The 13,573-nt window shown below is 71.4% G+C and carries 12 protein-coding genes; 4 read left to right on the top strand and 8 right to left on the bottom strand.

What is annotated here, in order from left to right:
- Nucleotides 1–231: 231 nt before the first annotated feature.
- Nucleotides 232–969, bottom strand: a complete 738-nt coding sequence (locus tag AB0B94_RS05175) for a methyltransferase domain-containing protein (RefSeq protein WP_357268480.1) — start codon at nt 967–969, stop codon at nt 232–234.
- Here AB0B94_RS05175 and AB0B94_RS05170 point away from each other — a divergent pair.
- Nucleotides 956–1,363 carry a MerR family transcriptional regulator gene (locus AB0B94_RS05170; protein ID WP_357268478.1) on the top strand — a complete coding sequence of 136 codons (408 nt, stop codon included), beginning with the start codon at nt 956–958 and terminating at the stop codon, nt 1,361–1,363. The two genes, AB0B94_RS05175 and AB0B94_RS05170, sit on opposite strands and share 14 nt — an antisense overlap.
- Here the strand turns inward: AB0B94_RS05170 and sthA are convergent.
- From sthA to AB0B94_RS05150, 4 genes are all read right to left on the bottom strand, one after another.
- Nucleotides 1,360–2,763 carry a Si-specific NAD(P)(+) transhydrogenase gene (gene sthA / locus AB0B94_RS05165; RefSeq protein WP_357268476.1) on the bottom strand — a complete coding sequence of 468 codons (1,404 nt, stop codon included), beginning with the start codon at nt 2,761–2,763 and terminating at the stop codon, nt 1,360–1,362. The genes AB0B94_RS05170 and sthA overlap by 4 nt on opposite strands.
- A 53-nt stretch (nt 2,764–2,816) precedes the next feature.
- Nucleotides 2,817–3,842: a cellulose binding domain-containing protein gene (locus AB0B94_RS05160; RefSeq protein ID WP_357268474.1), complete on the bottom strand. Its 1,026-nt coding sequence runs from the start codon at nt 3,840–3,842 to the stop codon at nt 2,817–2,819.
- A 284-nt stretch (nt 3,843–4,126) separates the two neighbouring features.
- Nucleotides 4,127–4,765 carry a response regulator transcription factor gene (locus tag AB0B94_RS05155; RefSeq protein WP_091399091.1) on the bottom strand — a complete coding sequence of 213 codons (639 nt, stop codon included), beginning with the start codon at nt 4,763–4,765 and terminating at the stop codon, nt 4,127–4,129.
- A complete protein-coding gene (locus tag AB0B94_RS05150; protein WP_357268471.1) occupies nt 4,762–5,964 on the bottom strand; it encodes a histidine kinase in 1,203 nt (400 codons plus the stop codon). The genes AB0B94_RS05155 and AB0B94_RS05150 overlap by 4 nt, the downstream gene beginning before the upstream one ends.
- Nucleotides 5,965–6,110: 146 nt before the next feature.
- Between AB0B94_RS05150 and AB0B94_RS05145 the strand changes: the two genes are divergently transcribed.
- The gene (locus AB0B94_RS05145; protein WP_196923481.1) at nt 6,111–6,869 is read left to right on the top strand and encodes an ABC transporter ATP-binding protein; all 759 of its coding nucleotides are present in this window, start codon (nt 6,111–6,113) and stop codon (nt 6,867–6,869) included.
- Nucleotides 6,870–6,877: 8 nt separating this feature from the next.
- A complete protein-coding gene (locus AB0B94_RS05140; protein ID WP_357268469.1) occupies nt 6,878–9,397 on the top strand; it encodes an ABC transporter permease in 2,520 nt (839 codons plus the stop codon).
- A 53-nt stretch (nt 9,398–9,450) separates the two neighbouring features.
- Here AB0B94_RS05140 and AB0B94_RS05135 read toward each other — a convergent pair whose 3' ends face one another.
- On the bottom strand, nt 9,451–11,064 hold the full coding sequence (locus AB0B94_RS05135; RefSeq protein WP_357268466.1) for a ricin-type beta-trefoil lectin domain protein: 1,614 nt from the start codon (nt 11,062–11,064) through the stop codon (nt 9,451–9,453).
- Between the two features lie 96 nt (nt 11,065–11,160).
- Complete coding sequence (locus AB0B94_RS05130; protein ID WP_357268464.1) at nt 11,161–11,583, bottom strand: DUF2000 domain-containing protein; 423 nt, start codon at nt 11,581–11,583, stop codon at nt 11,161–11,163.
- A 50-nt stretch (nt 11,584–11,633) separates the two neighbouring features.
- Here AB0B94_RS05130 and AB0B94_RS05125 point away from each other — a divergent pair, with 50 nt between their 5' ends.
- Nucleotides 11,634–12,437, top strand: a complete 804-nt coding sequence (locus tag AB0B94_RS05125) for an AraC family transcriptional regulator (RefSeq protein WP_357268462.1) — start codon at nt 11,634–11,636, stop codon at nt 12,435–12,437.
- 6 nt (nt 12,438–12,443) lie between these two features.
- On the opposite strand, the gene AB0B94_RS05120 is transcribed toward AB0B94_RS05125, so the two are convergent.
- Entirely contained in the window at nt 12,444–13,277 is an 834-nt protein-coding gene (locus AB0B94_RS05120) for a helix-turn-helix transcriptional regulator (protein WP_357268460.1), read from the bottom strand.
- Nucleotides 13,278–13,573 lie beyond the last annotated feature (296 nt).

The following is a 13,573-nucleotide window of genomic DNA, read 5'->3' as shown; positions in this document are numbered from 1 at the left end:
CGGGTGTAACCGGCACCCCCGAGCACCTGGATCGCGAGGTCGTTGGCGGCGAGACACCACTGCGACGGCCAACTCTTGCGGAGGCCCACCGCCTCCGCACCGGCCCCGCACAGCCCTCGTTGATCAAGAGGTTTGCGTCATCCGGCCTGGCGTGTCATGACGCAAACCTCTTGATCACCGGAGTGGGGGAAGGGTGTGGGGAGTGGGGGTGGGACGCCTCGGTGTTGCCGGTCAGGCCTGGGCAGCGACGAGGAAGATCGGCACGACGACGAGGCTCCGGTCCGCGCGGGCACGTTCGGCCTGCTCGGCGAGCCAGGTCTCGTCGTCGGTGATCCGTTTCAGCACGTCGAGTGCGGTGTCGTCGGTGAACACGGCGGTGTGCACCTCGACGACCGGGTCGGTGAACCCGGCGTCGAGCAGCAGGTTGCGATATCGCCGGGCAACGCGCGGCGACGGCAGCGAGTCCGCCTTCTCGTGGACCAGCCGGCGGGTGGTTCCCGGGTCGTCCGAGTCGATGGCGATCAGGTCCCAGTCCTGGCCGAGCAGCACGGCTCGCCCGCCCGGTGCGAGCACCCGCCGGGCCTCGGCGACGGCTCGCGCCGGGTCGTCGAGCACATGCAACACCTTGTCGGCCCGGTAGTAGGTCACCGACCCGGTCTCCAGCGGCAGCCCGGTGGCGTCGCCGACATGGAACTCGCCGGCCGGCCAGCGCTTGCGGGCCACGGCGATCATTTCGGGATCGAGGTCGACACCGACCGCGTGGGCTCCGCGATCAGCCAGCTCGGCGACGGCGCGGCCGCTGCCACAGCCGGCGTCGACGACCGTTCGGCCTGCGAGGTCGCCGAGTAACTCGTAGGAGCGGGCGCGCAGCTCGACGGCCGCGGGCTCGCTCTCGATGGCATCGAGGACAGTGAGAAGACTGGACATGCCCGCCATGCTCGGACTTAATGTCGACATGAAGTCAAGCACGATGACGATCGGCGAGGTGGCCGACCACTTCGGCCTGCCGGCGCACGTCCTGCGGCACTGGGAGTCGGTGGGTCTGCTCCGCCCCGCCCGGGTCACCGGCGGCCGTCGCCGCTACACCCGCGACGATTTGTTCCGGGTGGCCTCGATCCTGCGGGCGAAGCAGGCCGGCCTGCCGCTGCCGGACATCCGGGCGTTCCTCGCCGCAGGCGACCCCGCCGTTCGCAAGGACGTGCTGCGCCGCAACCATGGCGCGCTGCAAGCCAGGATCGCGGCGCTGCGGTCGGCGCTCGATCTTTTGGAGGCCGGGCTGAACTGCTCACACGAGGACGTCTCGATCTGCCCGAAATACCGCACCCACCTGGCGGAGCTGGTGGAGGCCGGGGGCGGCGGCTAGCCGTCGATGCGGACGATGTTGCGGATCTTGTTGGACGCGTCCAGGGCGGCGACCTTGTACGCCTCGGCCAGCGTCGGGTAGTTGAACACCGCGTCGACCAGGTAGTCGATGGTGCCGCCGCAGCCCATCACCGCCTGACCGATGTGGACGATCTCGGTGGCGGCAGTGCCGAACACGTGCACCCCGAGCAGTCGGCCGTCGTCGGGGGAGACGAGCAGCTTCAGCATGCCGTACGAGTCGCCCACGATCTGACCCCGGGCCAGTTCGCGATACCGGGCGATGCCCACCTCGAACGGTGTCGAGCTCTCGGTGAGCTGCGCCTCGGTCTGCCCGACGAAGCTGATCTCCGGGATCGTGTAGATGCCGATCGGTTGCAGGCCGTGCATCTCCCGGATCGGCTCGCCGCAGGCGTGCTGCGCTGCCAGCCGTCCCTGCTCCATCGAGGTGGACGCGAGCGCCGGAAAGCCGATCACGTCGCCGACGGCGTAGATGTTCTCCACCGGGGTGCGGTAGTTGGCGTCCACAGCGATCCGGCCGCGTCGGTCCGCCTCCAGCCCGGCCGCCTCCAACGCCAGGTCGTCGGTCTGGCCCTGCCGTCCGGCCGAGTACATGACAGTGTCGGCGACGATCTTCTTGCCGCTCTTGAGGATGCACAGCGCCGCCGTCTGGTGCTTCTCCACGGCGGCGACCTCCTCGCCGAAGCGGAACGCCACGGACAGGTCGCGCAGGTGGTACTTGAGTGACTCGACGACCTCGTCATCGCAGAAATCCAGCATCCGCTCACGGCGTTCCACCACCGTCACCTTGGTGCCGAGGGCGGCGAACATCGAGGCGTACTCCATGCCGATCACGCCGGCGCCGACCACGACCATGCTGCGGGGTACGGCCTGAAGGTTGATGACCCCGTCGGAGTCCACGATCGTCCGGTCGTCGAAGTCGACGCTGTCCGGGCGGGCCGGGCGAGTGCCCGCGGCGATGACGACCTTGTCGAAGGTCACAGTGGACTCGCGGCCGGAGCCGCCGTCGACCCAGATCGCGTGCGCGTCGGCGAAACGACCGGTCCCGGTGATCATCGCGACCCGGTTGCGGGCCAGTTGGTTGCGGATGACGTCGGTCTGCCTGGTGATCACGTGCTGTGTCCGGGCCGCCAGGTCGCTGACCGTGATCTCGTCCTTGACCCGGTAGCTGCTGCCGTACAGATCCCGCTGACTCAGGCCGGTCAGGTAGAGCACTGCCTCGCGCAGGGTCTTGGAGGGCACGGTGCCGGTGTTGATGCACACCCCACCGATCATGTCGCGGCGGTCCACGATGCCGACCCGCCTGCCGAGCTTGGCGGCGGCGATCGCGGCCTTCTGACCGCTGGGCCCGGAGCCCAGCACCAACAGGTCGTAGTCATACACAACCGCTAGCGTCGCAAGATGTCGTGGCCGGCGCCAGACCCCGCAGTCGAGCGTTATTCGTCTGCCACAGCGCAGAGGCCGCCGTTCAGCGTGACCTCCTCCGGCAGTTGCGTGCCAGAGGCGACGAGCCCCAGCGACACAGTGCCACCGGGCGGGATCACCGCGTTGCGACCGGTGTTGCGCACCCGCAGGTAGCTGTTGTTGAGCCGGTCGACCACCTTCGCGCCCCAGATGCCGTGGACCTGCTGGCTGGCCCAGAACCGCCACGTCATCGTCCACCCGTCGACTGCCGTGGTGCCGGTGTTCTGGACGACGAGATGGGCCACGAAGCCGTCCGGCCACTGCCGCACGACGGATCGGACCGCGCAGCTCGGCGGCGGCGGCAGGGTGGTCACCGTGACCGGTGCGGACAGTGGGGACAGCTGTCCGACCTCGTCGCGGGCCTGCACCACGAAGGTGTACGTGGTGTTCGGCGTCAACCCGCTGATCTGGGCACTGTTCACGGGCGGGTACTGGTACACCTCACGGACCCGGGTGAGAGCGCCGGCGGCGTCGACCTGGAACACCTCGTACCGGTCGAGCGCGACGTTCTCCACCGAGTGCGCCCAGCGCAGCCGGACCACAGTGGCGGCGACGTCGTACGCCACCGGTTGACCAGGCGCGCCCGGCGGCTGGTCGTCCCCGGGCGGCATGGTCAGCCGCAGGCTCGGGTTGGACACCGAGCTGTTGCCGGCCGCGTCCAGAGCCCACACCGAGAAGGTGTACGTCCGCGAGGGCCGCAGGTTGGTGATCCGGATGCTGTTGGTGTCTGTCGAATACTGGGCGCCGGAATCCTCGAACTGCGCGCCGACCGGGTAGCGGACCACCCCGACGTTGTCGGTCGAGGCCGCCCAGGTCAGCTCGACCGAGGTGGTGTCGATGGCGACGACAGTGATCGGGCCGGGCGCGGTGGGCCGTTCGGTGTCGGCGGCGGCGGCGCGCGCCGGGGTCGCGCCGACGGCGACCAGGGTTGCTGTCAGCGCGCACGCGACCAGGGCGGCGGCCTTCGACCGGACTGCTCGACTTCGACGATCACGCACGATGAATCCCCCGCCTCCGGTAGTCCACCACATCACCAATCCATCCTCATCGATACTAGGTCACTGTTGCTCGACGGGATGCCCCGTCGGAGTCGGACGCCGACCTCGGCGCGCCGGTCGCCGCAGGGCTGGTGGACGGTGTGGCGGTCGTTGCCTTTGGAGCTGAATCGTCTACGACATCGGTGGCCGCCGGTACCGCTGATTCGTTCACGACATCAGCTCCAAAGGCAACGAACAACACATCAAGCCGCCTGCGAGCCGCCGCCTGCGAGCCGCCGCCCGACCTAGCCGACGAGGCGGCGTTCCCAGGCCCAGGCGGCGATCTCGACCCGGTTGCGGGCCTTGAGTTTCATCTGCACGCTCGCCAGGTGGGTCTTGACGGTGCCGACGGCGATGAAGAGCTGGGTGGCGATCTCGGCGTTCGTCAGGCCGCGGGCGACGAGCTTCACCACGTCGAGTTCCCGTGGCGACAGGCCACCGTCGTCGCGCGCCGGAGCGGGCGAGCTGAGGTGCTCCAACAGCCGTACCGTGATCGAGGGGCTGATCAGCGCGTCGCCGGACACGGCCGCGCGGACCGCTTCCACCAGCAGGGCCGGGCCGGAGTCCTTGAGCAGGAAACCGCACGCGCCGTTGGAGAGCGCGGTGTGCACGTACTCGTCGAGGTCGAAGGTCGTCACGACGACCACCCGGATCGGGTCGGCGACGCCCGGCCCCGCCAGCAGCCGCAGTGCCTCAAGACCGTCGAGGCGGGGCATCCGGATGTCCAGCAGCACCACGTCCGGACGCAGTCGTCGGGCCAGTTCGACGGCCTGGACGCCGTCGGCGGCCTCGCCGACCACCTCCATGTCCGACTGGGCGCCAATGATCATGCCGAAGCCGGTCCGGACCATGGCCTGGTCATCGGCGATCAGCACCCGGATCACCGCGTCGCCGCCACGCGGAGCGGGAACGCCGCGTCGAGCACCCAGCCACCGGTGGCGCCGGGCCCGGCGGTGATCGTGCCGCCGAGGGCGCGTACCCGCTCGGTGAGGCCGATCAGGCCGAAGCCGTGCCCCCGGGCCGGCGCGGTGCGCGGCGACGCGCCGTCGTCGGCGACCCGGACCAGCAACCAGTCCGGGGTACGCCGCACGGCCACGTCCACTGACCGCGCGTCCGGCGCGTGCTGGCGGGTGTTGGTCAGTCCCTCCATCACCACCCGGTACGCCGACGTCGACACCTCCACCGGCAGTCCGTTCAGGTCGCCGTCGACGTGCAGTCGTGCCGGCGCGTTCGCCGCGCCGTTGAACCCGGTCAGCAGCGGCTCCAGCTCGGTCACCCCGGCCAGTGGCGCCAGCGGCGCGTCCGGTGGGGCGTCCGGGTTGCGCAGGATCCCGACCATCCGCCGCATCGAGGCCATCGTCTCCGCGCCGGCCCGCTCGATCTGCTCCAGGGCGACGATCACCCGCCGCGGGTCCTGCTCGGCGACGAACCGGGCGCCCTGCGCCTGCACCACGATGCCGGTGACGTGATGGGCGATGAAGTCGTGCAGGTCCCTGGCGAACTCGGCACGCTGCTCGGCGCGGACCAGCGCGATGGCCCGCTCCCGGCCGGCCGCCACGATCCGCAGGTAGAGCCCCACCCCGGCGGCGCCGGCCGCGGCGAGCACCTGGAGCAGGCCGAAGATCACCAGCAGGTTCTCGGTGCCGACGCGCAGTGGCATCGCGGCGACGGCGAGCCCGGCCGCCGCCGCCGCCCACGGGGCGAGCCGGGCCGCGCCCCAACGGCTCACCACGAAGACCACGCCGATCAGCCCGGCCGACTCGGCGAGACCCCAGGTGCGGGCGGGCAGGAGGCCGCCGCCTCCGGAGACGAGCACCACCCCTGCGGTCACGGTCAGTGAGGCGGTGGCGAGGGCCAGCGCGGCCACCGGCAGCCGCCGGGAACCCGGCCGGTGCACTGGCAGCCAGAGTGGCACGGTCGCCACCGCCAACCCCACCGGCACCAGCAGGAGCACAAGAGCGGCAAGGCTTCGTTCATCCGCGGTGCTGGCCGCGAAGTCGAAGAAGGCGAGCAGGCCAAAGGCGACCAGCCCGGCCGTCTGGGCCAGGCGTACCCAGAAACGTCGAAGATCCGGCGCGCTCATGATGACCCAGCGTAGCCAACCGGACGGAGGTGGCAGATCGGCCAAAAGGCAGACCCGGCGACGGCGATACCCGGCCCCGGGCCGATGCGCCCACCCGCCGGTCGCGGCGACGCTGTCCGGGTCACCACGCAGCCACTGGAGGAACGATGACAACCCACGCCCCGCCGGAGACCAGCCACGCCGCGGTCGCCGCGGTCGACCTGGTGAAGGTGTACGGCAGCGGCGACACCGCCGTCCGTGCCCTGGACGGGGTCTCGGTCGGCTTCGGCCGGGCCGAGTTCACCGCGATCATGGGCTCGTCCGGGTCCGGCAAGTCGACGCTGATGCACTGCCTCGCCGGCCTCGACACCGCCACCTCCGGTCGCGTCCTGCTCGGCGGCACGGAGCTGACCGGCCAGTCGGACCGGACGCTGACCCGGGTACGCCGGGAGCGGATCGGGTTCGTCTTCCAGTCCTTCAACCTGCTGCCGCAGCTCACCGCCGCGCAGAACATCACGCTGCCGTTGGACCTCGCCGGTCGGCAGCCCGACGCTGAACTCCTCGCCCACCTGGTGCGGGTGTTGGGCCTCGGCGACCGCCTGAACCACCGGCCCAGCGAGCTGTCCGGCGGCCAACAGCAGCGGGTGGCGTTGGCGCGAGCGCTGGTGGCCCGGCCCGAGGTGGTCTTCGCCGACGAGCCGACCGGCAACCTCGACTCCCGCTCCGGTGCGGAGGTGCTCACCATCCTGCGCGACTCGGTACGCGACCTCGGCCAGACCGTCGTCATGGTCACCCACGACCCGATCGCCGCCGCGTACGCCGACCGGGTGGTGCTGCTGGCCGACGGCCGGCTGGCCGGCGAGATCGACAAGCCGGACCAGGTGTCGGTCACCGACGCCCTGCGTGACCTGGCGGCCCGCCGATGAGGGCGACGGTGCTGCGTACCCAGACGACAGCCGCGGCGCGGCGGCCCGGCCGGATGATCCTGACCGGCCTGGCGATCCTGGTCGCGTCGTTCGTCGTCTTCGGCACCGTGCTGGTGCAACAGATCACCGAACGGACAGTGCGGGACAACCTCAGCGGCACCCCGGCCGTCACCGATCTGGTGATCGGCACCCCCGGGGTGCCGCCACCCACGGTGACCGACGTGCGGCAGGTCCGGGCCGTGCCCGGGGTGGCCGAGGCGGTGGCCCGGGTGGCCACCGGGGTCTCCATCGGAGAGGGGTACCTCAACCTCCAAGCCGATCCGGGCACCGGTCCGCTGACCACGCTTCGATTGATCGAGGGCAGCTACCCGGACCAGCCCGGCGAGATCGCGATCACCCCGCGTACCGCCGAACGGCTCGGGCTCTCGGTGGGCACCACCACCAGCGGCACCGGCGGTGAACTCACCACGCCCGCTCCGCTCACAGTGACCGGCATGGTGGAGACCGGCGCCGACGCCGGTTACGACGCGTACGCCCCGGACAGCGCCGTGATCGCCTGGGCGCGCCTGACGGCCGTGGAGCGCATCGACCTGCGGGTGGCCCCCGGCAGCTCGGCCGAGGCCGTCCGCCAGCGGGTGACCGCCGCGGTCGCCGGCCAGCCGATCCGCTCCGGCGCCGAGGTGCGCGAGGCCGAGGCTCAGGCGGCGGCCCAACAGGTCGGCAGGCTCTTCATCCTGGTCGGCATGTTCGTCTCCATCGCGGTCGTCGCGGCGGCACTGGTGGTCACCTCGACCTTCCGCATCGTCTTCGCGCAGCGGATGCGGCAGCTCGCGCTGCTGCGGGCGGTCGGCGCGAGTCGGGGCACACTGGTCGGTGCCCTTACCGCGGAGGGAGCCCTGACCGGGTTGGTCGCCGGCGTCGTCGGGGTCGCCAGCGCCCTCACCCTCGGGTACGCGCTGCCGGCGATCCTGCGCGCCACCGGCCACGCTGTCTCCTCACCGGGCCTGCCGCTGGCGGCTGCGGTCGCTGTGGTGATCGGCGCCGTCGTGATCACCGTGCTGGCCGTGCTGGCACCGGCGCTCTCCGCCGCCCGGGTCTCCCCGCTGGAGGCGCTGCGCGCGGCGAGCACCACCGCCGGCCGGCGCGGCATCGGCGCGCTGCGTCTGGTCCTCGGGCTGCTTTTGGCCGTCGGCGCGATCCTGGCGGCGGTCGCGACGATCAGTCAGTTGCCGAAGCCGGAGCAGTCGGACTACGACCCGTCGATGCCACTGCTCATGCTCGTCGGGTCCGGCGGGTTGGCGTTCTTCGCGCTGGTGGCCCTCGGCCCGCTACTGGTGCGTCCGGTGCTGGCCGTGGTGGGTTGGCCGCTGCGTCAGCTCGGGCCAGTCGGGCGGATGTCGGTCGGGGGGATCGGCGGCGCGCCGCGCCGGGCCGCCGCGGTCTCCGTCGTGGTCGCGCTGGGCGTGACTCTGATCTCCGGGGTGGTCATCGGCGGCGCGTCGTTGCAGATCCTCGCCGACCGCGAGATGGCCCTCTCGGCCCCGTCCGACTTCGAGGTCACCAGCAACGGCGGGACGCTCCCGCCGGCCGTGGTGACCCGCGCCGAGGCGGCACACGGCGCGCTGGCGAGGGTGGTGCCGTACCGGATGGTCGACGACGCCCGGCTGCTGCGCGGCGCGGACAAGCTCGGCGACGTCGAGTCCGGTTATCCGACCAGCGACCTGGACCTGGCCGCGTTGCCGAGCACCGGTGCCCTGGACGTGGCCCAGGGCACCCTGACCGATCGTGGCCCCGGCCGGATCGTGCTCAACAGCTGGGTCGCGCGGGACGCGGGTCTGCGGGCCGGCGACACGGTTACGCTCGCCGTCGCCACCGGCACTGTCGACGTGCGGGTGGCCGCCGTCCTGCCCGGTGACGGGCCGCTGCACGCGGGCATCCTCGCCGATCCGGCCGACCTGGACCGGCTCGGTGTGCCGACCGCGTACACCGGTCTGCTGGCCGACGCGGCCGGTGCCGGGGAGGACGGTCGCACCGTCGGCGTACGGGCGCTGCGGCAGGCGATCGGGGGCAGCGACGGGGTGGGCCTCGCGGTGCTCGCCGACGAACGGGACCGCAACGACGCGTTGGTGCGCACCCTGGTCTGGATCGCCGTCGGTCTGGTCAGCCTGACCGTCCTGATCGCGGTGGTCGGCGTGGGCTCCACCACCGCGCTCTCGGTGGTGGAGCGGGTACGCGAGTCCGGTTTGCTCCGGGCGATCGGGCTGTCCCGGACCGGCCTACGCACCATGCTGACCGTCGAGTCGGGCCTGTATGGGGTGATCGGCGCGAGCATCGGCCTGGTGCTCGGTATCCCGTACGCCTGGTTGGCGGTCCAGACCCTCGGGATCGAGGCGCCGCTGACCGCGCCGCTGCTGCCGCTGGCCGGGCTCTTCGTGGTGCTGGTCGGGTTGACCGCGCTGGCCGGGGTGCTGCCGGCCCGTCGGGCGTCGCGGGTCAGCCCGGTGGTGGCACTGGGGGCCGACAACTGAGCACCGCCGTGGGGTGACGGCGTACGTTCGGCGCCACCCCACGGCGGCCTGGATCAGTTGGGGTTGTTGGCGTGGGTCAGCGTCTCCCAGGCGACGAAGAGGTTGTTGGTGCCGGCCGGACGTTGTTGCAGCGTGAGGGTCTGGGTGTTGGTCATGACGTTGCCCAACCGGGTGCTCATCGCGTTGAAGCCGACCTCGGTGATCGGTCCGAGGCCCCGGGTGAGGCTGCCACCGCAGAGCCAGGAGGGCGGCGCCTCGCCGAGCTGGTAGCGCGAGTGGAAGCCCAGCGCCTGACGCAGCCGTTCACCGACCTGCGGGTACAGGTCCCGTCCCTGGATCCGGGAGGTCTCCGCGACGTGCGAGATGGCGGAGATCCCGTACCCGGTGTGGACGAAGTCGCGGCAGGTTTCCTGGGCGAGGCCGGCGACGAAGGTGGACTGGCCCTGCCAGTAGCCGATGATCTCCGCGCTGGTGTCCAGGCCGCTGCCCGGCATCGTGTACGGCAACGCGCCGTCGCTGGGCAGGTAGACGAAGGCCCGGGCGCGGTTGAGGAAGCGGGTGGTCGCCGCGTCGTACACGGCCCGGTCGTCGAGGAACACCGCGATGCCGACGGTGGCCTCCATCATCGTCAGCTCCCAGTTGCCGTTGCTGTTCGATCCGTTGCGCACCATCGGGAGGTAGACGTTGCGCAGCATGGTGGCGAAGCGGTTGGCGTTGGGCCAACTCGTGTACGTGTACTTGATGATCTCGGCCGCCCGGGGCCAGACCGAGGCGGCCCAGCCCGTCTGCAGGGGAGCGTTGCTGCCGGTGTGCGCGGTGATGGTGGCCGACCAGGCGTCCATGATCTGGATGGACTTCTGCGCGTACCGGGCGTCCCCGGTGACGTACCAGGCGAGCGCGTCGGTGTACGCCGCGATCGCGTCCTCCCGCTCGTCGGTGCAGCCGTTGTTCGGGTTGGAGTAGGAACCACACTCGACCACCGAACGGGGCGCCGGGGTGCGCGACAGGGAGGCGTACCGGCTGCTCATCATCTGGTTGTGGGCCGCGGCCCACGGCTGCGCGCCGGCCTGCACCCGGCCGCGGACGAAGTCGAGCTGGCCTTTGCTGACCAGCACGCCGGGGTGGGTGAAACCGCCGGAGGGCGGTGGTGTGGTGCCACCGCCGGTGGGCAGCGTCCAGGTCTGGTTGGCGCTGCCGGTGCAGCTCCAGAGCTGTAGCGGGGTGCCGTCGGCCGAGCTGGGGCCGGTCGCGTCGAGGCACTTGCCCGATGTCGGGTTGACCAGTTGCCCGGCGTTGGGCGACCACTGCTGCGCTCCGGTGCCGTTGCAGTCGTAGATCTGCACCCGGGCACCGTTGGCGGTGCTGGCGGCGGCGATGTCAAGGCACCTGCCCAGCGCCCGGATCGTGCCGTCGTCGGCCACCGTCCACTGTTGGGCGGTGGAGCCGTTGCAGGTGAAGAGCTGCACCGGCGTGTTGTTGGCCGGGTTCGCGGCGGCCACGTCGACGCACTTGCCGCCGTACCCGGTGATGGGGCCCGTCGTGGCCGCAATCGCTGGCGACGCGCCGACGAACAGGCCGGTCGGTACGGCGAGCAGGGCCGCGGCGAGCGCGGAGGTCAGTCTGATCCGAGGGCGGCGGGGCGGGAGCCCGGCCAATCGTCGCGCCATGTGGGGGTCCTTCCGGGGCGGCGAAACAACTGTAAAGTGTGTTAATCATTACAGTCATACACACCGATATCAATGTCTTCGTCGCCACGGATGCCGTTACGGGTGCATGGACGCACCCTTGAGCACCTTGTCCACCGTGTTGCGCGGCGCGTGCAGCGCCAGGCCCACCAAGTCGAGCTTCTCGCGTCCGACCGCCTGGACGGCGGCGCGGTTGTCCCGGTCGTTGCCGGTGGCGAACAGCTCGGAGGTGAAGATCGCCAGCCGTAGGCCACGGGCGAGAGCCCGCGAGTGCGCGCCGACCAATGTGGCCCGGTCCCCGGCGAAGACCAGCACCGGCTGGCCGAACATCGGCAGGTAGCTGGTGCCGTCGGCATCGCGGTACTCCTCGCCGACCAACTCCGGCAGCGTGCTCGCGATGCCGCTGACCAGGAAGGCGGTGACGTTCAGCCGTTGCCAGCTCGCCAGGTCGTTGCGGAGCAACACGGCGATCTTGGTGGGAAAGCGGATCGGTTCGGTCATGGCGTCGAGCCTGCCCGCCCCGACGCCTACCGGTCTTGTACGTTCTTAGCGTGGCCACCCGCCCGGCGGGCTCGCACGTCAGCGCGTGGCGACCCGCGGTAGCCGGGGTCGCCGAGGTCTTCCACGCCCATTTCGTCGACCACGCCTACCCCCGGCACATCCACCAGGTGTGGACGCTGTTGATCGTCGACGACGGCGCGGTCCGCTTCGACCTGGACCGGCACCGGCACGGCGCGCTGCGCACGTCGGTCACCCTCCTGCCGCCGTACGTGCCGCACGACGGCAGCTCCGCCACACCGGACGGCTTCCGCAAGCGGGTCCTGTACCTCGACACCTCGGCGCTCGACGCGGAGCTGGTCGGGCGGGCCGTCGACGAGCCGGACCTGGCCGATCCGCAGCTGCGCGACCGGGTCCACCACCTGCATCAGGTGCTCACCACACCCGGCGACGAGTTCGAGGCCGAGAGCAGGCTCGCGTTCATCCTGGACCGGCTACGCCGCCAGCTCCGCCAGCGTTCCCCGGCCGGTGGCCAGCCTCCTGGACGCGGCCTCGCGGTGCGACTACGCGAGCTGCTGGACGCCCGGACCGTCGAGGGCATCACGCTGGGAGAGGCCGCGCAGCTGCTGCACGCCCACCCGACCCACCTGGTCCGAACGTTCACCCAGGTGCACGGCGTGCCACCACACACGTATCTGACCGGCCGTCGGGTCGAGCTGGCTCGTCGCCTGCTCCTCGCCGGGCAGCGGCCTGTCGAGACCGCCGTCGCGGCCGGGTTCTTCGACCAGGCGCACCTGACCCGCCACTTTCGCCGCTACCTGGGCGTCAGCCCAGCCCGCTACCCCCGCCCGAGCTGACAGCGGTCAGACGAGCTGGCCGCCGATGACGGCGAGCAGGCGCAGCTTCTCGTCGCTCGGCGACCCGGGTACGGCGGTGAAGACCAGCAGTGTCTGTGACTGGTCGGGGTCTACAAGTGTCTGGCAGTGCAGCTCCAACGCCCCGACCTCCGGGTGCACGAAGTGCTTGGGCGGGCAGTAGCCGGCGGGCACCGGGTGCTCCCGCCACAGCCGCGCGAACTCCGGGCTCCTGGCCAGCAGGTCGTCGACGAGCGCGGCGGCCCGTGAGCCGCGCCCGTCGACGGTGTACGCCGCGTGCAGGTGCGCCACGAGCAGGCGACTCTGCGTCTGGTGATCCTGCGCCGGGTGCAGCTGCCGGGCCGTCGGGTCGGTGAACCAGCGGTGGTGCGCGCTGCGCGCCAACCCGGTGTGCCGGGTCTCGTCACCGAGCAGGGCGACGGCCGGCGCGGTCTGCGCCAGGGTCTCGCCGAGGTGGTTCACCACCTGGGCCGGGGTGTCGTGCATCCGGTCGAGGATGCGCATCATTCCCGGGTTCACGTGGTCGGCCCGCACCGCGCGGCGCGGAACGGCGTGACCGGCGAGCTGGAACAGGTGATCACGTTCGGCGAGGGAGAGCCGCAGACCCCGGGACAGGGCGGCGAGCATCTGCTCCGAGGGGTGCGGCCCGCGCTGCTGCTCCAACCGGCTGTAGTAGTCGGTGGACATCCCGCTCAACGTGGCGACTTCCTCACGCCGCAGCCCTCCGGTGCGCCGGCGCGGGCCCCGGGGCAACCCGACGTCCTCGGGCTGGAGCGCCTCGCGGCGGGTGCGCAGGAAGCTGGCGAGTTGGGCGCGATCCACGGGTGTCTCCGATCAATGGGTGCCGACCGGCACAGGAATTGCAACAAACCATCCCCGCCCCGCTGTTCCACCCTGCGCCCCCGGCCCCACCCCGCCCCCGCGCCCCCGCCCCCGGGTTTCGCGATCTTGCACTTTCTGTCGGGACATAAGGTTCGTACAGCCCATCTCGGCGACCGAAAGTGCAAGATCGGCGGGCGGGGGCGGGGGCGGGGGCGGGCGAACGCTCGATGTCAGCTCCCGGGTGCCACCAAAGCTGACAACACCACATCCATCGAGGTCGCCGCCGTTCTGACTGA

Origin of the sequence: Micromonospora sp. NPDC048986 (assembly GCF_040649335.1) — a bacterium.
GTDB lineage: Bacteria > Actinomycetota > Actinomycetes > Mycobacteriales > Micromonosporaceae > Micromonospora > Micromonospora alfalfae.
Note: the sequence above shows the minus strand (reverse complement) of the source record. Positions and strands in the feature narration are given on the sequence as shown.

What these genes read in the sequence shown, in the direction of transcription:
- AB0B94_RS05135 (WP_357268466.1), bottom strand. Translation starts at nt 11,064, where the DNA reads ATGGCGCGACGATTGGCCGGGCTCCCGCCCCGCCGCCCTCGGATCAGA.
- AB0B94_RS05130 (WP_357268464.1), bottom strand. Translation starts at nt 11,583, where the DNA reads ATGACCGAACCGATCCGCTTTCCCACCAAGATCGCCGTGTTGCTCCGC.
- AB0B94_RS05150 (WP_357268471.1), bottom strand. Translation starts at nt 5,964, where the DNA reads ATGAGCGCGCCGGATCTTCGACGTTTCTGGGTACGCCTGGCCCAGACG.
- AB0B94_RS05145 (WP_196923481.1), top strand. Translation starts at nt 6,111, where the DNA reads ATGACAACCCACGCCCCGCCGGAGACCAGCCACGCCGCGGTCGCCGCG.
- AB0B94_RS05170 (WP_357268478.1), top strand. Translation starts at nt 956, where the DNA reads ATGAAGTCAAGCACGATGACGATCGGCGAGGTGGCCGACCACTTCGGC.